Source organism: Chryseobacterium sp. PTM-20240506, assembly GCF_048296755.1.
Lineage (GTDB): Bacteria > Bacteroidota > Bacteroidia > Flavobacteriales > Weeksellaceae > Chryseobacterium > Chryseobacterium proteolyticum.
On sequence record NZ_CP182581.1, the window covers coordinates 1,046,932 to 1,070,058 of the forward strand.

Sequence of the window (23,127 nt, forward strand, 5' to 3'; positions counted from 1 at the left end):
TAATAATATTAAGACTCCATCTTCTTAAGAATTTTCTCAAAAGTATTAATATTTCTACTGGTAAACTGGTCTTTCATACTTTTCTTTCCCAGAATTTTCCCGAAGCTGGAGTCTAATGTATTCCCCTTAGGAACCTGCCAGTAAAAAATATCATTGATAATCTCACCCTTCTCATTTTCAGCTTTGGAAGACAATTCAAATTCTTTCATTAAAATAGCTTCTACACCTTCATTTCCTATAAAAGTATAGCTATGAAAATCTTCGTTTTTTTCAAAGGGATTTCCGTTCCAGAAGTTTTCAATTTCAGCACCAGACCTGATAAAAAGAAAAGCATCATAAGAAAAATGTTCAGACATTGCTGCTTCCAGAATTTTTTTAAGATCTGCCACATTCTTATCGGAAGAAAAAACAATATTTCCGGAAGCCAGAATAGAGCTTACGTTTTTCATTCCGGCTTTTTCAAAGACTTTACAAACATCGGCCATTTTCATGTTCGTTCCTTTTACATTCACACCTCGAAGAAAAGCACAGTATTTCATAGTTTTAGTTTTTTAAGGTTTGATTATTACAGGTTTGTCAAAAGTTGAGAGCAACTACCTATCACTTTATCCTAACGTACAAATTATAATCCGTCCCGGAAGGTTTAAGACGATAAATCTTTTCCAGAATTGTATTCTCACTTTTTAGATGGTCTTTTATCCTGAATTCTTCCAATAATCTGTAGTGAGCTTTATAATATTCCGCATCTTTTCCTTTAAATAAGTCATTATAAGAAAGCAGATATTTGGGTTTTCTTTTTTTAACGGTGTTGATCCAGTAATTGGCTTTATCTTTCTTGATTTCGGTCTGAATCTGTTTATCCACCAAACCAACTTCATCAATTGTCTTCAACCCAGAAAAATAAGGTACATATCCTGCTGGTTCTAGTAAGATCCACTGATTTTTATCTTTTTCATAAAAGTTTAAGGAAGTTCCGATCGATCTTCTGTAATTCCATTCTCCGTTGCCTGTTGCAATGGAATGTATGGTCTGGAAAATCATCATAGGAACGATATAAATAATAACCAATAAAAACAGCCATAGATCTTTTTTGACCTTTTGCTCGAGCACAAAAATAAGGACCGGGACAAAAAGTAAAATCTGAGGAACCCAGTAATACCAGTCGAATAAACTTTTCTGAGAAAGAAAGACCAGTTGCTTCACCCATCCAAAAATGAAAATCATCCATAAGAAATAATTCCTCTTTTCTCTTTGGCGGACCAGAAAAACAAAACAGGCCAATTCAAAAAGCAGCACAACGATTGTAAACGGATTAAAATCGCCGGGTAATTTGAGCATTCCCCAGAAGTTTCCGTAGTTAGAAATAAAATATTCCACATCCTGCCCGAATGTAAAATTCTTATCATAAAGTAGTTTTTTAGCAACAATGGTATTGTTAACCCATTCTCCAAAATAAAACCAGTTGAACGCCAGGGCAAAGGAAATCCCCAGTATTCCACCAAAAATGTAGCTCCATCGTATTTTCTTATTCCAGAATATATCGACCAGGAATACAATACCTAAAAAAATAACAGTATCAATTCTTGTAAATAAAATAAGGATAGGAAGTACAATAAATGCCCATTTCTTTTCCTTTTTAAAACCATAATACAGCAAAGCCATTTCAAGGAAGAAGAGAAGCCCATATTCCATTCCCAGAATTGAAATTTTTATTGAAGGTGGTAAAATTCCAAACAGAAAAATAAAAACAGCTTTATGCCATGGATTTTTTAAAAGCAGATGAGATAAGAATAAACTTCCTATTGTAAATAATATGGAGTTGAAAATAAGAAGAGGTTCAATAAAGTATTCTTTACCGAAAATAAGGTTGAACAGGTAGGAGACAAAAACATACAGATGCGTTGTAGATGCCGATATTTTTGTATCTCCGTTAAACCCTATTACTCCATAATCCATTAAATTCTGTGCGACCCGCCAGGTGATGAATGCATCCTCCTGAATATGGTGCGTCAGTAAGAAAAGGAGCTTAAAAACCACTGTAAAAATTACAGCATAGATTGGAAGTTTAGTTGTTCTTTCAGACATTGTGCTTCTTTAATGCCACAAATATAACCTTAAAAATTTATGAATACAATAACAAAAAAACGGAACCGAAGTTCCGTTTTAAGTATGTTTTGAAAGCCTTTTATTGGGTAGCTTTCATGATTGCTGTTGTAATCTGCTGTTCTTTTTCCTTGGAATAAGTAGAATCAAAAGGTTTCATAATATCAAATAAGTACTGATAGAACGGAGTGATTCTCTGTACATTTTCAGATTCATTCATCGCTTTTTCCTTACCCATTTGCTGGAGGCCTTTAATGAACACATTGAACTTTTTATCTATAGGCTCTATCGACTTCACAAGATAATCATATGCTTTATCTTTCCGCCCAATAGCTTTGTATGCAGAAGTTACAGCAGAAACCACAAGAGAATATTCCATAGGTTTAGCTCCCATTTGTCTTCTCAGGTATCTCTGATCACCAGGGCTAAGGCTTAAATAGTAATCATACTCTTCAAATATTCCTTTCTTAAGAACTTCTGCCAATTTTAATCCCTTCTGTTCCTGTCCAGCTACAATATATCCGTACACAATTGAGCTTAAAGAGCGAGGATCATTGTATTTCTCCGTCGGGATCTCTTTTGCGGCAAGATCTAACAATTCAATTGCCTTATTTTTCTGTCCGGCGGATGATAAAGCTCCTACAGCTCTGCTGACTGTTGATCTGTAATATATAATATTGGATGTTGCAGTTTCATCATAATGATTGGTAAGATCTTTAAAATTACCCCATTTGAAGTTTTTAACCACATTGTATAGAGAGTTGGCGTCTACCCTTCCCATATCTCCATCGCTGCTAGGTGGTGTATGAATAGGAACCAATCGGTAACTGAAACCATCAAATTGTAAATAATCATCCAGATAGAAAATATTTTCACTGTCATAAATTCCACCTGAGGAGAAGTTAATCGGTCTTTTCCAATCAAAATTGGCAAAAATATCGAACATCATAAGGTTTCCCTTAAAAAGAGTATTCGCTTTATAATCGATCATAATCTGATTGACAGTATTTGGAAGATCACTTGGATTGATAATCCCTGCTTTTAAAGCATTTTCCTTGTTGACAGGTAAAATAAATTTACTCACCGGTAAGAAGTTGTATTTCTCGTAATGTGCCTCTCCGAAAATCATTTTAAGAATTTCATCCTTTTCAGGAGATTTCATTTTGATGAAACTGATTGCTTCTTTTAGAGTAATGGAATCCTGGGTAAGATATTTTCTAAAAGCCTGAAATTCCGTTTCAGGCGCTCCATGTTCTTTAAGATTTTCAAAAATATTCTGCCAGTCTTCTTTTTTCATAATGTAAACCTGATCGTTCACACCATCTTTATAATCCTCACGCGTAAGTTCCCCAGGGATTGGATTGGCGTTATAGGTTTTTCTCTTTACCTGATCACAGTACCAGGGAGTAGCAAGCAATGTAAAGTTGACTGTTTTTACATCATCACGGAAATTTTCGGTTTCCTGAATCGCCCAAACAGGAAAGGTATCATTATCTCCATAAAGAAATATAATATCCTCTTTGGGCAAAGACTTCAGAAATGAGTAGGCATAATCGTGTGCTGCTGATTTACGGCTACGGTCATGCGTATTATAGTTCTGGAATCCCATCATAAAAGGTATACCCAGTAAAATCACTCCCGCAACAATATTCGCTGCACCGGACTTTACTTTAGACTGTAAGAACCATAAAATAGCACCCGCTCCTAAACCTATCCATATAGCAAAAGCATAGAATGAGCCCACCATCGCATAATCTCTTTCTCTAACCTCAAAAGGTTTTACTCCCGTATAAAAAACAATTCCGGCACCTGTGAGAATAAACAATGACAGCAATGCGTAAAACCTCCCAAAATCCCTGTTAAGCTGGAAGAAGAATCCGATTAATCCTAAAATAAGGGGTAAGAAGAAAAAGGCAACCGTGCTTTCATTTTTAAATTTAGCAGGCATCTTATCCTGATTTCCCCACATGGCATTATCTATAAAAGAAAATCCGGAAATCCAATTTCCATTGGTACTTTCCATATGTCCTTCTCTGTCGTTTTGTCTTCCTACAAAATTCCACATCAGATATCTTACAAAGTAATATCCGTTCTGGAAAGTAATGAAGTAATCCATATTCTGAGCCAGAGAAGGCTTCTGAACATTAATAAGATCGTATGGCTTTACTTTCAGGTAATCTGCTGCCGTAATCGTTTTATCTTCGTATTTCTTTCTCAGTTCATTGAAGATCTCTTTTGCCTGAGGATTATCTGCCACATCTTCATTTCCATAATTGAAGGTGAAGTCAGGAGCCCCATACATTGAAATATAGTTCGCCATAACATCTTTATCTTCGTTAAACATTCTGGGCATTAAACTTACCTGGGACTTACTGAAAACATAGTTAAAACGCTCTCCTGTTTTTCTATAGGTTCCTGTTTTTTCATCCTTTTCATAAATGTCGCCGGTTTTCTTTGTTTTAAAACTTCCGTCTTCATTTTTCTCAATTCCGTTGGCATCAAGGAAAGCGGTATAGTTTTGCCCGTAAATTGTCGGCCAGTCTCCATATTGAGCTCTGTTATAATAATCTAGCATACCGATAGCCGTATCGGGATCATTCAGGTTCATTGGCGGGTTTGCGTTAGCTCTGATTGGAATGACCATCCAACATGAGAAGCCGATTACCATATAAACAATTGATAATGCTACGGTCTGATAAATACTTTTTTTACTTTTTCTCGCATATTTAATCATGAAATAGCATATTGCTACCATAAGAATAAAAGCCGCAATTGTTCCTGAATGGAAAGGAAGTCCCAAACCATTGACGAAGAATATCTCTAGTTTACCAAACATCGTCATGATGAGTGGGAAGATAATTTTAAATACAATAATCAGAATCCCCAACGTGATCAGATTTGCCCAGATGAAATTTTTCCACGTGAACTTATAGTTTCTGGCGTAGTATACCAGGCAGATTGCGGGGAGAGATAGCATACACATCATGTGTACACCTACTGAAAGTCCAACGATAAAGAAAATAAGAATGATCCATCTTTCATTGTCCGAAGTGTTATACTCATTTTCCCATTTGGTGATCAGCCATACCAAAAGCGCAATAAACATTGAAGCCATGGAATACACTTCCCCTTCAACCGCTGAAAACCAAAAAGTATCGGAAAATGTAAAACACAACGCGCCTATCACACCGGCAAAAAGAATCGAAATTTCCTGATGTTTGGTTACTTCTTCAAAATCTTTATTCAGTAATCGTCTTACAAAATGCGTAATGGTCCAGAATAAAAATAAGATTGTAAAAGCACTGAACGTAGCAGACATTGCATTGATTACGATAGAATAATTTTCGCCTTTTCCTAATGCAAAAATGGCCGCTACAGCGCCCACAATCTGGAATAAAGCAGCCCCGGGAGCGTGCGTTACTTCTAATTTTACTGCAGAAGATATGTACTCACCACAGTCCCAAAAACTCAAATAATGTTCTATCGTTGAAAAATAAGTAATAAATGCAATAACGAAAATCACCCATCCTAAAACGGTGTTCCATTGCCTGAAAGTCCAGTTTTTCATATAATATATCAGTTTATCTTTGCCTACAAATTATTAAGCGGTCAAGGATTATTTTCCAGTGATATCTTTAATAATATAGCTATTCTCTGTAAGACATTTAACCACTTAATTTTATTACATCCAAAGCAAAAAAAAACGGAACCGAAGTTCCGTTTTTAATTATGTTTTGAAAGTATTTTATTGGGTCGCTTTCATAATCGCTGTTGTAATCTGATGCTCTTTTTCTTTGGAATAAGTAGAATCAAAAGGTTCCATAATATCAAATAAGTACTGATAGAACGGAGTGATTCTTTGTACATTTTCAGATTCATTCATCGCTTTTTCTTTACCCATTTGCTGAAGATCTTTGATTAACACATTGAACTTTTTATCAATAGGCTCAATAGATTTCACAAGGTAGTCGTATGCTTTATCTTTCTGCCCAATAGCGTTGTAAGCTGTAGTTACAGCAGAAACCACAAGAGAATATTCCATAGGTTTAGCTCCCATTTGTCTTCTCAGGTATCTCTGATCACCAGGGCTAAGGCTTAAATAGTAATCATATTCTTCGAATATTCCTTTCTTAAGAACTTCTGCCAGTTTCAATCCTTTTTGTTCCTGTCCTGCTACAATATATCCGTACACAATTGAACTTAATGAGCGAGGATCATTGTATTTTTCTACCGGAATTTCCTTAGCAGCAAGGTCCAGTAACTCGATCGCTTTAGCTTTTTCACCTTTTAAAGAAAGGGCTGCCGCTGCTCTGCTCGCTGCACTTCTATAGCTGATGATATTGGAAGTTGCGGTTTCATCAAAATGAGCATTTAAGTCTTTAAAATTACCCCATTTGAAGTTTTTCACCACATTGTACAGAGAGTTGGCGTCTACCCTTCCCATATCTCCATCGCTGCTAGGTGGCGTATGAATAGGAATCAGTCGGTAGCTGAAACCATCCAATTGCAAATAATCATCCAGATAGAAAATATTTTCGCTGTCATATACTCCGCCTGAGGAGAAGTTAATCGGTCTTTTCCAATCAAAATTAGCCAGAATATCAAACATCATCAGGTTGTTCTTATAAAGAGTATTGGCTTTATAATCGATCATAATCTGATTAACAGTATTAGGAAGATCACTTGGATTGATAATCCCTGCTTTTAAAGCATTCTCCTTGTTGACAGGTAAAATAAATTTACTCACCGGTAAGAAGTTGTATTTTTCATAACGTGCCTCTCCAAAGATCATTTTAAGAATTTCATCCTTTTCAGGGGATTTCATTTTGATGAAATTGATTGCTTCTTTTAAAGTAATGGAATCCTGGGTAAGATACTTTCTAAAAGCCTGGAATTCCGTAGAAGAGGCTCCTTGTTCCTGAAGGTTATTGAAGATATTCTGCCAGTCTTCTTTTTTCATCAGGTAGATCTGATCATTCACACCATCCCTGTAGTCTTCGTGAGTTAACTGGCTTGGAATGGCATTGGCATTATAGGTTTTTCTTTTTACCTGGTCAATGTTCCATGGTGTTGATAGCAAAGTAAAGTTGACCACTTTTACATCATCACGGAAATTTTCGGTTTCCTGAATCGCCCAAACCGGATATGTATCATTATCACCGTATACAAATAAAATATCCTCTTTTGGCAATGATTTTAATACGGAATAAGAATAATCATATGCTGTATACCGGTTACTTCTGTCATGTACATTATAATTCTGGAATCCCATCATAAAAGGTATACCCAGTAAAATCACTCCCGCAACAATATTCGCTGCACCGGACTTTACTTTAGACTGTAAGAACCATAAAATAGCACCCGCTCCTAAACCTATCCATATAGCAAAAGCATAGAATGAGCCTACCATCGCATAATCCCTCTCCCTAGGTTCAAATGGTTTTACACCTGTATAGAAAATAATTCCAACGCTGGTAATAACGAATAATGATAATATAGCATAGAATCTTCCAAAATCCCTGTTAAGCTGGAAGAAGAATCCGATTAATCCTAAAATAAGGGGTAAGAAGAAAAAAGCAACCGTGCTTTCATTTTTAAATTTAGCAGGCATCTTATCCTGATTTCCCCACATGGCATTATCTATAAAAGAAAATCCGGAAATCCAGTTTCCTTTTGTATTTTCCATATTCCCCTCAAGGTCATTCTGTCTTCCTACAAAATTCCACATCAGGTATCTTACAAAGTAATATCCGTTCTGGAAAGTAATGAAGTAATCCATATTCTGAGCCAGAGAAGGCTTCTGAACATTAATAAGATCGTATGGCTTTACTTTCAGGTAATCTGCTGCCGTAATCGTTTTATCTTCGTATTTCTTTCTCAGTTCATTGAAGATCTCTTTTGCCTGAGGATTATCTGCTACATCTTCATTTCCATAATTAAAGGTGAAGTCAGGAGCTCCATACATTGAAATGTAGTTCGCCATCACCGATTTGTCTTCATTGAACATTCTGGGCATTAAACTTACCTGGGACTTGCTGAAAACATAGTTAAAACGTTCTCCTGTCTTTCTATAGGTTCCTGTTTTTTCATCCTTTTCATAAATGTCGCCGGTCTTCTTGGTTTTAAAGCTTCCGTCTTCATTTTTCTCAATTCCGTTGGCATCAAGGAAAGCGGTATAGTTTTGTCCGTAAATTGTCGGCCAGTCTCCATATTGTTCTCTGTTGTAATAATCAAGCATACCGATAGCCGTATCGGGATCATTCAGGTTCATTGGAGGGTTTGCGTTAGCTCTGATTGGAATGACCATCCAACATGAGAAGCCGATTACCATATAAACAATTGATAATGCTATGGTCTGATAAATGCTTTTTTTACTTTTTCTCGCATATTTAATCATGAAATAGCATATTGCTACCATAAGAATAAAAGCAGCAATTGTTCCTGAATGGAAAGGAAGTCCCAAACCATTGACGAAGAATATCTCGAGTTTACCAAACATCGTCATGATGAGTGGGAAAATAATTTTAAATACAATAATCAGAATCCCCAACGTGATCAGGTTTGCCCAGATGAAATTTTTCCACGTGAACTTATAGTTTCTGGCGTAGTATACCAGGCAGATTGCGGGAAGAGATAACATACACATCATGTGTACACCTACTGAAAGTCCAACGATAAAGAAAATAAGAATGATCCATCTTTCATTGTCCGAAGTGTTATACTCATTTTCCCATTTTGTGATCAGCCATACCAAAAGCGCAATAAACATCGAAGCCATGGAATACACTTCCCCTTCAACCGCCGAAAACCAAAAAGTATCGGAAAATGTAAAACACAACGCGCCTATGACACCGGCAAAAAGAATCGAAATTTCCTGATGTTTGGTTACTTCTTCAAAATCTTTATTCAGTAATCGTCTTACAAAATGCGTAATGGTCCAGAATAAAAATAAGATCGTAAAAGCACTGAACGTAGCAGACATTGCATTGATTACGATAGAATAATTTTCGCCTTTTCCTAATGCAAAAATGGCCGCTACAGCGCCCACAATCTGGAATAAAGCAGCCCCGGGAGCGTGCGTTACCTCTAATTTTACTGCAGAAGATATGTACTCACCACAGTCCCAAAAACTCAGCTTGGGTTCTATTGTTGATAAGTACGTGAAAAATGCAATGACGAAAATCACCCATCCTAAAACGGTGTTCCATTGCCTAAAAGTCCAGTTTTTCATAGTATAAAATCAATTACGCGAAAATAGGGCTTTTATATGATTTTATATCGATTTTAACAATTTTTTAAAATACTGGTGTGGTATTTGCGTTAATAAGTCTGTAACCATTGAGGAAGGAAAAATATCGATTTAAGTAATGACAGCTTAGAAATCAAACAAAAGTTTAGAAATTATTTATTTTTTTGTATTTTTGCCCTCAGATTTTTATTGAAAAATAGCAAATAATGAGTAATGTTTACGATAATATCCTTGGCCTAATAGGAAACACTCCTATGGTGAAGCTAAATACTGTAACGAAAGATATTCCTGCAACTGTTTATGCCAAGTTAGAATCATATAATCCTGGACATTCCACTAAAGATAGAATCGCACTTCACATTATAGAAAACGCTGAGAAAAAAGGTTTATTAAAAGAAGATTCTGTAATTGTAGAGACCACCTCAGGGAATACAGGATTCTCTCTTGCAATGGTTTGCATTATCAAAGGGTATAAATGCATTCTTGCTGTAAGTGACAAAACAAAACCTGAAAAGATTGCCTATCTTAAAGCTCTTGGAGCGGTAGTGTATGTTTGCCCTGCTAACGTACCTGCGAATGATCCCCGATCCTATTATGAGGTTGCCAAAAGAGTGGCTTCTGAAACACCTAATTCTGTTTATATCAACCAATACTTTAATGAGTTGAATATTGATGCCCATTACCAGACTACCGGACCGGAAATATGGGAGCAGACAGAAGGAAAAATCACACATCTTTTTGCATGTACAGGAACCGGGGGAACTTTATCCGGGTCAGCAAAATTTTTAAAGGAAAAGAATCCGAATATCAAAATAATAGGAGTAGATGCAGACGGATCTATTCTGAAAAGTTATCATGAAACCGGAGAAATCCATAAAGAAGATGTTCACCCCTATCAGATTGAAGGAATGGGAAAAAATCTTATTCCTGCCGCCTTACTTTTTGATAAAGTCGACCAGTTTGTAAGAGTGAATGATGAAATGTCTGCCTACAGAACCCGTGAAATAGCTCTGAAAGAGGCGATCATGGGAGGTTATACGACCGGAGCTGTTACCCAGGCGCTTATACAATATGCCCAATCTAACGAATTTTCAAAAGATGACCTGGTTGTATTAATTTATCCTGATCATGGATCAAGATACATTACCAAGGTATACAGCGACAAATGGATGGCGGAACAAGGTTTTGTAAACAATTGTGTTCACAACTACGATGAAGTTTTCAAGACAGAATTCATCAAATAGAAATAATTACCATACAAATCAAGCCTTTTTTGTAGATCACAAAAGGCTTTTTTTAATTAAATAAAATCACTTATAAAATGTTGGATATTTTTGAAAGAATAAAAGAAAATCCAGGACCTCTTGGACAATTTGCAGATTATGGAGAAGGCTATTTTATTTTCCCGAGACTTGAAGGGCCAATCGGACCTAGAATGCAGTTTCAGGGAAGAGAAGTCATTTTCTGGAGTGCTAACGATTATTTAGGATTATGTAATCATCCTGAAGTTTTGGAAGCCGATGCAAAAGCCGCTGCTGAATACGGGATGTTTTATCCAATGGGAGCAAGAGCAATGTCCGGGGAAACAGAACAGCATTTACAACTGGAAAGGGAGCTTGCTGATTTTGTTCAGAAAGAATCTGCTTATTTATTAAATTTCGGTTACCAGGGAATGGTTTCTACCATTGACGCTTTGGTTAGCAGAAATGATGTAATCGTATATGATGTAGATTCACATGCATGTATCGTAGATGGGGTAAGACTTCACTCCGGAAAAAGATTTACCTATAGACACAATGATATCGAAAGTCTTGAAAAAAACCTTCAGAGAGCAACAAAAGTAGCTGAAGAAACCGGTGGTGGTATTCTGGTAATTACAGAAGGGGTTTTCGGAATGAGAGGTCAGCAGGGGAAGCTTAAGGAAATCTGTGACCTGAAATCAAAATATAACTTCAGACTTCTTGTAGATGACGCTCATGGATTCGGAACTCTTGGAAAAACAGGAGCCGGAGCTGGTGAAGAACAAGGATGTCAGGATAAAATCGATGTATATTTCTCTACTTTCGCTAAGTCAATGGCCGGTTTCGGAGCTTTCATTGCCGGAGATAAAGAAATCATCCGATACTTAAAATTCAACTTAAGATCACAAATCTTTGCAAAATCCCTGACGATGCCAATGGTTATCGGAGGGCTTAAAAGATTAGAGCTTTTAAGAACAAGACCTGAAATTAAAGCTAAACTTTGGGAAAATACCTATAAACTGCAAAACGGTCTTAAAGAAAGAGGTTTCAACATTGGAGACAGTAATACTTGTGTAACGCCAGTAATGATGCAGGGAACACCGGTAGAAGCAACTCTTTTGGTTAAAGATTTAAGAGAAATTTACGGAATTTTCACATCTGTAGTTGTTTACCCGGTAATTCCTAAAGGAATGATATTACTAAGATTGATTCCAACGGCGTCTCATACAGATGCTGAGATCAATGAAACATTAGCTGCCTTTGAAGCTATTCACGATAAACTGGTGGGTGGTCATTATAAGGAGCAAGCTGATAATTATCTGAAGGAGAACAACGTTCAGTTTAAAGAAATTTAAAACAATACAAAAGGCCATTTGAAATACAATGGCCTTTTTATCTATAATCCACTTCTGAATGAGTGGTAAATATCTGTCTTTTAATTTTTTAAAAGTCATTATTTTATGTAATAGATTGATATCAAAATAGATGTATATTAGAAATTCCAGAAATATTAAAACAGCAATTATCGGCCTGTTTCTTACGCTTTTCTTTACAACAGCTAATGCCCAGCATTCTTATATAGATAACCATAAAGATATTGCAGCAGATCTCTCAAAACAATACGGGATTCCAAGCTCGATCATACTCGCGATAGCTATTGTGGAGTCCGGAGCCGGAACCAGCAAGGCTAGCAAAACCCTTAATAATCACTTTGGTATTTTGGGAAAGAACGATGTGAATAATTCTAAATTTAAAAGCTTTAGTACCGTTCGCGAAAGCTATGAAGCTTTTTGCCGTATGCTTTCCAAAAAGAAAATTTATACCCGGTTAAAAGATAATAACAACAGTAACGATTGGGTTAAAGCTATTGCTTCCACAGGTTATTCTACCAAACCTAATGAATGGATAAAGAAAATAAATTCTACCATTGCTAAATTCGGCTTACAAAAATAAGTTCAATTCATCTTTTACAGGCCATTAATTTTTTTGTATGATATAGATGTGATAATTTTGCAAAAAAATTCCTATTGAAAGATCTTCTTCTGATTACTCCGCCTTTTACCCAACTTAATACTCCTTATCCTGCCACGGCTTATATTAAAGGTTTTTTAAATACCAAAAATATTACCAGCTATCAGATCGATTTGGGGATTGAAGTTATTTTGGAACTTTTTTCAAAAGAGGGTCTTCAGAACATTTTTTCCAGGAAAATTGATCTTGAAAAGTTGTCAGAAAATACCCAAAGGATTTTCGCTCTAAGGGATGAATATATAAAAACCATTGATCAGGTCATTCATTTCCTGCAAGGTAAAAATGCCACTTTGGCCCGCCAGATCTGTAGCATGAATTTTTTACCGGAAGCTTCCCGGTTCAATCAGCTGGATGATATGGAATTTGCTTTCGGAAACATGGGGCTTCAGGATAAAGCAAAACACTTGGCCACATTGTATTTGGAGGATCTATCTGATTATATTGTTGAAAATATAGATTCCGATTTTGGTTTCAGCCGGTATGCAGAACGCCTGGGGAAAAGTGCCAATTCTTTTGACGAGCTATATTCCAAATTATCAGACCGGCAAACATTTATTGATGATATCACATTAGAAATTTTAGCGGAAAAGCTACAGACCGTACAACCCAAACTTGTCTGTTTCTCTATCCCCTTTCCGGGGAATTTGTACTCCGCTTTTCGATGTGCCCAATACATCAAGAAAAATTTCCCAAACATTAAAACAGCGATGGGTGGTGGCTTTCCAAACACGGAATTAAGAGAAATAAAAGATCCCAGGGTTTTCGAATTCTTCGATTTTATTACTTTAGATGATGGCGAACTCCCAATTGAACTTCTTTATAACCATCTAAATAACCCAACTGAAGAAGCCGAATTTAAAAGAACTTTCCTCATTGAGAACCATACGGTAACTTATAAGAATAACTCTAAACGACACGACTATAAACAGGCACAGGTCGGAACACCGGAATATAAAGATCTTTTACTCGATCAATATATTTCAGTCATTGAAATTGCCAACCCAATGCACAGTCTGTGGAGCGACGGAAGATGGAACAAGCTTACAATGGCTCATGGATGCTATTGGGGAAAATGTACTTTTTGTGATATTTCGCTGGATTACATAAGAATCTACGAACCTGTTTCTGCAAAAATCCTGGTCGACAGGATGGAGGAGCTTATTAAAGAAACTGGAGAAACCGGTTTTCATTTTGTGGATGAAGCTGCCCCACCTGCTTTAATGAGAGAAGTTGCGCTGGAAATTTTGCGCAGGAATCTCGTGGTGACCTGGTGGACCAATATCCGTTTTGAAAAGAGTTTTACCCGAGATCTTTGTTTTTTACTGAAGCTTTCGGGTTGTGTTGCTGTTTCAGGAGGACTGGAAGTAGCCAGTGACCGTCTTTTAAAATTGATTGATAAAGGGATTTCCGTTGATCAGGTGGCTCAGGTTACAAGAAATTTCACTGAAGCCGGTATAATGATCCATGCCTACCTTATGTACGGCTACCCTACCCAAACTGTACAGGAAACAATTGATTCACTGGAAATGGTACGGCAGCTCTTTGAAATGGGAATTCTGCAAAGTGGATTCTGGCATCAGTTTGCCATGACGGCTCATTCTCCGGTGGGTTTACATCCTGAAGAATTTGGCGTTACTCCTATTAAACAGGAAATTTTATTTGCCAATAACGATATTGATTTTACAGATAAAACAGGAATTGACCATAGTAAATTCAGTTTCGGATTAAAAAAATCGCTTTTCAATTATATGCACGGAATCAATTTTGATATCCCATTACAGGATTGGTTTGATTTTAAAATTCCCAAAACAACCATTCACCCCGATTATATCCACGATTGCCTTTTAGAAGAAGATCATTTTGTTTTTAAAGGAAACTCAAAGGTTATTTTTATGGACAGAAATGTTGTTGCCGAGAATTACATAAAAACAAAGAAACAAAATTCGTGGGCATATACGCAACTGACATTCCATTTAAAAACAAATATCGTAAAAATAGATCTGGAGCAGCCAAAAGCAGAATGGCTCATGAAAGTGCTTGCGGAAAACGCCATTGAAAATGCAAAAAAGACAACCCTGCAACAGCTTAAAATTCAGTTTGAAGAGAACTTCGAGGATTTTGAACTGTTCTGGTTTTCAAAACCTATACAGCAACTTAAAGATAATGGTGTCATTTTAAGTTTGTAGTTTCTAATTGAGAAGTCTACCGGGATCTTTAGCTGATCCAAATTTTGATTGATTTTTATAAATGAATCAAACCCGGCATTCCATAGACAATTAAATTATTAAACACTAAACTTTTATTTCTCTACACCATCTTTTACGACCTGTCCTACAACAACCTTTTCCTGAATTTTAATAAAATTCGGATCTAAAATTGCCATCCGTTCTGCAATAGCTTTATAGGTCGGAAATTTTAAAATTGAAGCCCTTCCGGACATTTCCCTGTACAATGTAAAACTTTTTCCACCAGCTGTTTTGATCTGCTTGGTAGTGGTAATGTATTTGCCAATATATTTGCTCTTAGCATCATAGATTTCAATATCTACAAATGTTTTCTCGGCAATCTTATCATCAGATCCGAAGCTTACCGGCAAATTCGTAAAATATCCGACCGGGACACCATTGCTGAGAATTTCCCCTACATTGTTGACTTCAATTTTCATCTTGTCAATTTTACTCCGTATGGAATAAGCATCCTTGGTTTTAGTATCAAGCTTTCTTTTGGGTGTATTTTGAAAAAGCTCATCTAAATTCTTAACATTAATGCCTTTGTTATCAATGATCTTGAGGTCTTTTATACAAGTATATACTGCAGATCTTTCTTCACCGGAAAAGGCTGAAGGAGAGCTGTAATCCAACTCAATGGTCTTATCCCTGTTGTATACCCTGTTCAATTTTATGTAACTGTCTCTTACAGAATCCACGACGCTTTTATCAACAAATTCTATTGTATAAATAGGCGTCTCCTTCAGGTCCATAAAAGTGTACTCACTTGATTTATTTGAAATTTTAGCAACATGTACTCCATCAAGACTTATAATACCCCTTTTGGTTTTAAAATTCTGGGCGTTTAATACAATTCCCATCATCATAAACAACATGATCATACTCCTCATAAAATCAGATTTACATTACATAAAAAAAAGTGTAACCAAAGTTACACTTTCTTGAAAATATATTTAGCTTTTCATTTAATTACTCACAAAGGATAATTCCTTTATTATGATTAAATTCTACAACACCGCTTTTGATAGAATAAGAAAAAACAGAATCTTTTTCATTCTCTCTGGTAAGGTTCTTGGCATAAGCTTCATCGACAGAATTCACAAACAGCTTTACTTTACCATTAATTAATGAAGAAACGATTCCTGCGTGGTTTTTCATGATGTGAAATTCACCATTTTTTCCCGGAAGTAAAACAGAGTTTACCTCGCCTTCAAAAACTACGTATTCTGGTGTTAAAATTTTTATATTCATTTTAATTTAGATTAAAAGATTTCAGATCTCAGATTTCAGACAACCTTTAAAGTCTCATGTCTAGTATCTGATATCTCATGTCTAACTTATTAAGCGTTATCAGCTAACATTTTTTGTCCTGCTGCGATAGCTTCTTCAATAGTCCCCTTCAAGTTGAAAGCGGCTTCTGGTAAATGATCAAGTTCTCCATCCATAATCATGTTGAATCCTTTGATGGTGTCTTTAATATCTACCAATGAACCAGGGATACCTGTAAACTGTTCAGCAACGTGGAAAGGCTGAGACAAGAATCTCTGAACTTTTCTTGCACGGTAAACAACAGATTTATCTTCTTCAGAAAGTTCTTCCATACCAAGGATCGCAATGATATCCTGAAGAGCTTTGTATCTCTGAAGAATTTCTTTTACTCTCTGAGCACAGTTATAATGTTCTTCTCCGATAACTTCCGGTGCAAGGATTCTTGAAGTAGAAGCCAATGGATCTACCGCAGGATAGATACCTAAAGAAGCAATTTTTCTATCTAGTACTGTAGTTGCATCCAAGTGAGCAAATGTAGTTGCAGGAGCCGGGTCAGTTAAGTCATCCGCAGGTACATATACTGCCTGTACTGAAGTAATAGATCCGTTTTTAGTAGATGTAATTCTTTCCTGCATCGCTCCCATCTCAGAAGCAAGCGTTGGCTGGTAACCTACCGCAGATGGCATACGTCCAAGAAGTGCAGATACCTCTGAACCAGCTTGTGTAAAACGGAAGATATTATCTACGAAGAATAGAACGTCTCTACCTTGTCCGCTTTCTCCTCCATCTCTATAGTACTCAGCTAATGTAAGACCAGAAAGGGCTACTCTCGCTCTTGCACCTGGTGGCTCGTTCATCTGTCCGAAAACGAATGCAGCTTTTGAATCTTTCATCGCTTCTAAATCTACTTTAGAAAGATCCCAACCACCATTTTCCATAGAGTGCATGAAATCATCACCATATTTGATAATTCCTGATTCCAACATCTCTCTCAAAAGGTCATTTCCTTCTCTCGTTCTTTCACCTACTCCGGCAAAAACTGAAAGACCTCCGTGTCCTTTTGCAATATTATTAATCAACTCCTGGATCAATACTGTTTTACCAACACCGGCACCACCGAACAATCCAATTTTACCTCCTTTTGCATAAGGCTCAACTAAGTCGATTACTTTAATACCTGTAAATAAAACTTCTGCAGAAGTTGACAACTGATCAAATTTCGGAGCTTCTCTGTGGATAGGTAATCCATTTTCTTTAGAGATATTCTGAAGCCCGTCGATAGCATCACCAACAACGTTGAATAGTCTTCCGTTTACAGCCTCACCAATCGGCATTGTAATAGGATTTCCATATCCGATTACTTCCTGACCTCTTGTAAGACCATCTGTAGCATCCATTGCGATACATCTTACCGTATCTTCACCAATATGTTGTTCTACTTCTAAGACTACTTTTTCACCGTTTCCTTTAGTAATTTCTAACGCGTCATAAATACTTGGAACTGCTTCCACATTATTAAAAACTACGTCGATTACCGGACCAATAATTTGAGAAATTTTTCCTTTAATTTGGTTTGCCATTGCTAAATTTTTTCTTGGTGCAAATATAATGATTCTTCATAAACCCACAATTGGTAAAAAAAAGATTTTTATCATGCTTTTCTGATCAAATGAACAGAATCGGAAATCAAAATTCAGGTACAAAATTCACTGTTAAAAATCTCAAACAGACTGATTAAAATTTAATAATTGATAATTTATACTGTTATTCATTCACAAAAATTAAAATTGACAACAATTCTCAGACAGCAAATTATCGAAATTGTTCATTGAAAATAACTCTTACTATATAATAATAGATAATTTTAAAGGTTTTATATTTGCAGTCAAATTTTTTCCGTTTTGAAAGTTTTCAAGAATTTTAATGACTATTCCGCGCAAAAGCCTTTAGCACTGTCTTTAGGAATGTTCGACGGGGTACATTTGGGACATAAATGCATTATTGATGAACTAAAAAAAATAGGGGCAGAAAACCAGTTGGAAACTGCGATCCTTACTTTTTGGCCACATCCAAGATTTGTTTTTAATCCCAATGAAGATTTAAAACTTTTAAATACCCTGGAAGAAAAAAAATTGTTGGTTGATAAATATGGGATCAATAATTTGTTTTTAAAAGAATTTGATGAAGAATTCAGAAATCTTACAGGAGAAGATTTTGTTCGCCAGATCCTTATAGATAAATTGAATGTAAAATACCTTATTATAGGATACGACCACTCTTTTGGAAAAAATAAAAGCGGAAATTTTGAACTTCTCCAAAAACTGTCTAAAGAATTGGATTTTGAAGTGGAACAAATGGAAGCCATCAATATCCACGAAAATAATATCAGTTCTACCAAAATCAGAAATGCTCTCTTAGCGGGAAATATTGTAGAAGCTAATGAAATGCTTGGCTACTCCTACTCTGTTTCAGGAAAAGTAGTTCATGGTAAGAAAATAGGAAGAACTATTGGCTATCCTACCGCTAATATCAGTACCGAATCTATTAAGTTATTGCCTAAAAAAGGAGCATATATTGTTGAAGTTTATATTAAAGGACAGCCATATAAAGGAATGCTCAGTATAGGAACCAATCCTACTGTAAACGGCGACGCACTAACGGTTGAAGTGTATATCCTAAATTTCAACGAGGACATCTACGATCAGGAGATCACTGTAAAATTCAGGGATTTTCTTCATGATGAAATCAAATTCGAAGGTCTTGAAAAATTGATCGAAAGATTGGATGAAGATAAAAGACTTACTGAAGAATTTGATTTTAAAAAATAATAAAAGCTTACAAAATTTGTAAGCTTTCTTTTTGATTTATTTATATCCTAAAATTTGATTTTCCGTATTTACTGAATCTTCAACAAATTTTTTAAATTCCGGATACTGTTCTTTTTTAATATTATCCCAAGGTGTATTGGCTGTCCGGGTAATTTTCAATTTGTTATTTTTTTGTAATTCATAATTAATCGAATACTTAAAATTATTATAAGTCAGTGTTTTATTTTCCGGAATTTCAATGAACTTCATACTTTCCGGAATATTGAGATACACTTCTTCTACATATTCGTTATGTTTTTCATATTTGGTATATTGAATATCTGTATTTCTGTTTTCTGTTGCTACAACTTCCTTTGTAAATGGTTTTGTCACAAAAGGAATCTTCATAATCTTTAAACTTCCCACAGACTGAGGTTTATCATTAATACTAAATTGTACTTCAAAACTAAGAGGTTTTGATGTTAGGTCTTTTCCATCAATCAACTTCACAGTTGTTACATTAATGATCTTATCAAGCACAGAACCGTATTGTTCCTCCATACTTTTCTTCCTGTAATCATCTGTTTGATCATCTTGAAAAAATTCATTAAAATAACTTTTCGTTTCTCCCAATACATACTGTTTTGTAGAAAAGTTCTGATTGTCTCCATTAATGGTAACGTCACTAACTGTTCTAAAAACACTTTTAACATTATTATCGCTCGATAAACTGATCAGATCTGTGGATGTATTCGATTTATCAATAACAAGAGCTTTTGCATTATAATTAAGTTTAACTGCAGAGTTAAAAGGTAAATATTTTCCTGTCATTTCGAGAAAAGTTTCTTTTCCGTCAAGATTAACTTTTACTATACAGTGATTAAAACTAAGATTGGGCAATAAGAGACGCTGAGAGGAGTTGTCATTAGTTTGAACCAATACAAGGTTTGACTTCAATCCTGCCTGATTTCCTAAAATCAAAAACAAAGTAGAAAGATCTTTACAATCTCCTAATTTAGTAGAAAGTGTTTTAGATGGTTTTTGAGGGATATACCCACTTTGACGGAAGTCGACTGAACTATAACTTATGTTTTTTTCAATATAGTTATAGATTTTCTCAGCCTTTACCATATCATTCATTCCTGAAGTTCCTGCAGGAAAAATTTCTTTAAAAGATCTCTCAACAACTTTGTCTGAAACAACACTTTTTTGGATCAGATCAGCATACCATTTGGCTATTTCCTGCCATGTTTTAATTGAATTCACTGTTACCGAAATAGTCGAATCATAGAAACTTGGACCATAATACTCTTCCAGATCTACTTCGGGAAGATTATCTAATTTCCATGTCTGGAATAATTTATCCCCAATTTTCTTCTTCGTAGACGTTACTTCTTTATTATTGCTTTTTACCTGATAATTTAGACTTTCAGGAGTAATAACAGTAAAAATAGATTCTACCACAGGGTATTCAGAATCAAAATAAGAACTTAGGTTAAAATCTTTAGAGAATCGTCCTCCATTTCTTTCCAAGCTTTCTTTTTGAATAAGAATTACGTCTCCTACTGATAAATTTGTAAATACAATCTCATCTGCGGATTTTTCTCCCGGAATTATACTTCCATTTTGCTTAATAATTTCAGATTTTATTACATCATCATCATAATCAACATAATACTCTTTCAATTCTTCAATTCCCTTTTCTGAAGTAATTTCATAAACATATGTACTTCTTTTTTTGAGTCCCCCTTCTGCAAATACATTTACAATGTACTCATCCAAAAGTGTTGTAACTCCCTTTTTTCCTTTTATCCCCTTATTTCTGCGTTCACTGATAAGTTGGTACAATTCCTTTTTAGATACTTGTGTAATTTCATCCTGGGTTTTATCAAGATCCCTTAACAACTTATGCATTTGTTCATTTTGCGTATTATGAGAAAGGGAAAGTTTTGCAAATTTTATAGCGTCCTGTTTTTTATTTAATTTTGCCAAATAATCTGCTTTTGTAGCTAAGATTGAATAAGAATAAGGAAAGTTTTCTAAAGCATTTTCTAATTCAGTAGCATATTCAGGATTCTGGTAATCTCCGTCTAAAATGCCTAAATATTGTGATCTGAAAGAATTTACCGTAGGATACAGTTCAATATATTTCTTTAAAATTTTCTTCTGATCTTCTACCCTATTTGCTTTTTCATAGTAAGAATATAAAGTTGACATTACATCATTACTATTCTTCTTTTCATATACTTCTTCAAGTTTTTTAATGGTCGAGCTTTGATCCTTTTTATCAAAATCTTCTAATGTTGTAAAAACTGTAAAAAACTTCTCATTATTGGCAAAATATTTTTTAAGGTTTGCAATATGCATTTTTGCTTTAACAACATCACGATTTCTCATTGCAATTACAACATCAAAAAATTCGCCTAATGGTTTTGCTTTTGTTTTATATAAAATGTTCCTGTACTTTTCAAGTTCCTCGATAGACATACTCTCAAACTTTTCGCTTTCTACCATTTTGATCATCGGTACTATATAGTATTCAGGATCATTTAGCTCAATATTTTTAAAAACTTCATTGACTTTTTTATCATCTTCTACATTCGTATAATAGATTGTAAACAGAGATTGAATAAGAGAAGACTTAGGGTAAGATTTCAACAATTCATCAATCAACTCTTTCGCTTGTTCATTTTGAAAATTACTAAGATAGGCTGAGGCTAATAAATATTTATAAAAAAAACTATTTGGAGTTTGTCTAAGCTTTTCTTTTAAAGCTTTTTCAAATTTCAAAGGAACTTCTTTAGCTTGTAACTGATTAAGTGGGGTTTTCTGATAATCCTTAAAAGTATCAAAATATTTAAGGTCAGAAATTTTATTAAAATTCAGATCAAAAGGCACCACCATAAAGGCATTCTTAGAGTTCTTCATGTCAAATTTTAACATAATTCTATTCATTCCTTTAGGTAGATTTACTTCTACCAGATGTGCTCCTAGGTTTGTATATCCGTCATTTGTACTTGATAGTATTTCAGAATCATTTAAAAACAGTCTGAATTCAGTGTTTGTATCTACTTCAAGCAAAATTTTCCTTTCTGTAGGATTTTCTACAAAACTTTGGGCATACATAATTCCTCTTCCATACTCTATTTCGTTAATAAAAAACTCAAATCCATCATTTGATGGAAGTTTCTTATTATACCACCCTACATTTCCAAAGCTATTAGCATTGAAAAGTTTATCATTTTTCGCATAAGATTCCGGATCATATTCGTTGTACAAACCGCTTCCGTTAAGATTTTCAAAAACACCTGCATACTGCCATTTATCGATCCTGCCTATTCTTGCTAAAGCTTCATCGGCGGATTTGTAGTTATTTCTTATCCTGTCCAGGGTCGCTTTATATTCTAAAATAGTAACTGTATTTGCATAGGTTTCATTTTGAGCTAAAAAATCTATTTTCTTATAAGAATTATCGTCCAATCCTGATCTTTCATTATCTCCCAATACAAATCTTCTTTTGAAAATAGGATACAAATAGGCTTCATCCAGTTTGAAATTAACGAAATTTTTAATAAATGTTTCATCAAAAGACATTTCCCCCAATTCCTCATCTATTAAAGCATCTAAAAATAAAGATTCAAAACCATTTAGCTTTTTGTCTTTTAAATTTTTATCATAAAAATTTCTGGCCTCCTCTCTTTTATTATTCAATAAAAGATTCCATGTTTTAGTCTCTTCCTGAGTTTGTGCAAAGGCACTGACTGATAAAAAGTAGATAGCGGAAATTAGTACTTTCCTCATAGTTAGTTTATAAATTATTAATGGTATTTTGATATTTTTTCGTTAATGAAGAGAAAACAAGATCATAGGAGTGATCAATCATTTTAAAAATAAGATCTCTTTTTAAACCATCCAAAGAAACTGAATTCCAATGGGTCTTATTCATGTGATAAGCACCGGTGATCTGTGGATATTGCTCCCGAAGTTCGGCACTCCATTCAGGATCGGTCTTTACGTTGATTGCTAAGGGCTGTCTTTCCAGTCCCATTAATAAAAACATTTTCGTTCCTACTTTCATCACAAGCGTTTCATTGTCAAAAGGAAAAGTTTCGGTGACTCCTTTTTTTGCAAGACAGTAATCCAATATTTCGTTGGCATCCATTTTTAATAGCTGATTGTTTTAATGGGTTATTAGTTAA

General features: G+C 35.1%; 14 protein-coding genes. 5 read left to right on the forward strand and 9 right to left on the reverse strand.

The window, feature by feature from the left end:
* Nucleotides 1–8 precede the first annotated feature (8 nt).
* The 4 genes from ACNFU2_RS04550 to ACNFU2_RS04565 all read right to left on the reverse strand — a co-directional run bounded on the left by ACNFU2_RS04550 (nt 9) and on the right by ACNFU2_RS04565 (nt 9,334).
* Nucleotides 9–539 (reverse strand): DUF1697 domain-containing protein, encoded by a 531-nt coding sequence (locus ACNFU2_RS04550; RefSeq protein ID WP_273648143.1) that lies wholly within the window; start codon nt 537–539, stop codon nt 9–11.
* 61 nt (nt 540–600) lie between these two features.
* Nucleotides 601–2,085 carry a hypothetical protein gene (locus ACNFU2_RS04555; protein WP_418123917.1) on the reverse strand — a complete coding sequence of 495 codons (1,485 nt, stop codon included), beginning with the start codon at nt 2,083–2,085 and terminating at the stop codon, nt 601–603.
* 100 nt (nt 2,086–2,185) lie between these two features.
* On the reverse strand, nt 2,186–5,671 hold the full coding sequence (locus ACNFU2_RS04560) for a DUF2723 domain-containing protein (RefSeq protein WP_306612482.1): 3,486 nt from the start codon (nt 5,669–5,671) through the stop codon (nt 2,186–2,188).
* Between the two features lie 177 nt (nt 5,672–5,848).
* The gene (locus ACNFU2_RS04565; protein WP_273648146.1) at nt 5,849–9,334 is read right to left on the reverse strand and encodes a DUF2723 domain-containing protein; all 3,486 of its coding nucleotides are present in this window, start codon (nt 9,332–9,334) and stop codon (nt 5,849–5,851) included.
* Between the two features lie 224 nt (nt 9,335–9,558).
* Here ACNFU2_RS04565 and ACNFU2_RS04570 point away from each other — a divergent pair, with 224 nt between their 5' ends.
* From ACNFU2_RS04570 to ACNFU2_RS04585, 4 genes are all read left to right on the forward strand, one after another.
* Nucleotides 9,559–10,596 (forward strand): PLP-dependent cysteine synthase family protein, encoded by a 1,038-nt coding sequence (locus ACNFU2_RS04570; RefSeq protein ID WP_273648147.1) that lies wholly within the window; start codon nt 9,559–9,561, stop codon nt 10,594–10,596.
* Nucleotides 10,597–10,676: 80 nt separating this feature from the next.
* The gene (locus tag ACNFU2_RS04575) at nt 10,677–11,948 is read left to right on the forward strand and encodes an aminotransferase class I/II-fold pyridoxal phosphate-dependent enzyme (RefSeq protein ID WP_172279656.1); all 1,272 of its coding nucleotides are present in this window, start codon (nt 10,677–10,679) and stop codon (nt 11,946–11,948) included.
* A 130-nt stretch (nt 11,949–12,078) separates the two neighbouring features.
* On the forward strand, nt 12,079–12,546 hold the full coding sequence (locus ACNFU2_RS04580) for a glucosaminidase domain-containing protein (protein WP_273648148.1): 468 nt from the start codon (nt 12,079–12,081) through the stop codon (nt 12,544–12,546).
* Nucleotides 12,547–12,620: 74 nt separating this feature from the next.
* Nucleotides 12,621–14,810 carry a B12-binding domain-containing radical SAM protein gene (locus tag ACNFU2_RS04585; RefSeq protein ID WP_273648149.1) on the forward strand — a complete coding sequence of 730 codons (2,190 nt, stop codon included), beginning with the start codon at nt 12,621–12,623 and terminating at the stop codon, nt 14,808–14,810.
* A gap of 113 nt (nt 14,811–14,923) precedes the next feature.
* On the opposite strand, the gene ACNFU2_RS04590 is transcribed toward ACNFU2_RS04585, so the two are convergent.
* From ACNFU2_RS04590 to atpD, 3 genes are all read right to left on the reverse strand, one after another.
* Complete coding sequence (locus ACNFU2_RS04590) at nt 14,924–15,742, reverse strand: hypothetical protein (protein ID WP_273648150.1); 819 nt, start codon at nt 15,740–15,742, stop codon at nt 14,924–14,926.
* Between the two features lie 79 nt (nt 15,743–15,821).
* On the reverse strand, nt 15,822–16,103 hold the full coding sequence (locus ACNFU2_RS04595) for a FoF1 ATP synthase subunit delta/epsilon (protein ID WP_172278362.1): 282 nt from the start codon (nt 16,101–16,103) through the stop codon (nt 15,822–15,824).
* Between the two features lie 89 nt (nt 16,104–16,192).
* Entirely contained in the window at nt 16,193–17,701 is a 1,509-nt protein-coding gene (gene atpD / locus ACNFU2_RS04600) for a F0F1 ATP synthase subunit beta (RefSeq protein WP_172278364.1), read from the reverse strand.
* A gap of 321 nt (nt 17,702–18,022) precedes the next feature.
* On the opposite strand from atpD, the gene ACNFU2_RS04605 reads away from it, so the two are divergent.
* Nucleotides 18,023–18,949, forward strand: a complete 927-nt coding sequence (locus ACNFU2_RS04605; protein WP_273648152.1) for a bifunctional riboflavin kinase/FAD synthetase — start codon at nt 18,023–18,025, stop codon at nt 18,947–18,949.
* Between the two features lie 36 nt (nt 18,950–18,985).
* On the opposite strand, the gene ACNFU2_RS04610 is transcribed toward ACNFU2_RS04605, so the two are convergent.
* Nucleotides 18,986–22,729 (reverse strand): DUF3857 domain-containing protein, encoded by a 3,744-nt coding sequence (locus ACNFU2_RS04610; RefSeq protein ID WP_273648153.1) that lies wholly within the window; start codon nt 22,727–22,729, stop codon nt 18,986–18,988.
* Between the two features lie 7 nt (nt 22,730–22,736).
* Nucleotides 22,737–23,090 carry an MmcQ/YjbR family DNA-binding protein gene (locus ACNFU2_RS04615; protein ID WP_273648154.1) on the reverse strand — a complete coding sequence of 118 codons (354 nt, stop codon included), beginning with the start codon at nt 23,088–23,090 and terminating at the stop codon, nt 22,737–22,739.
* Nucleotides 23,091–23,127: the final 37 nt, after the last annotated feature.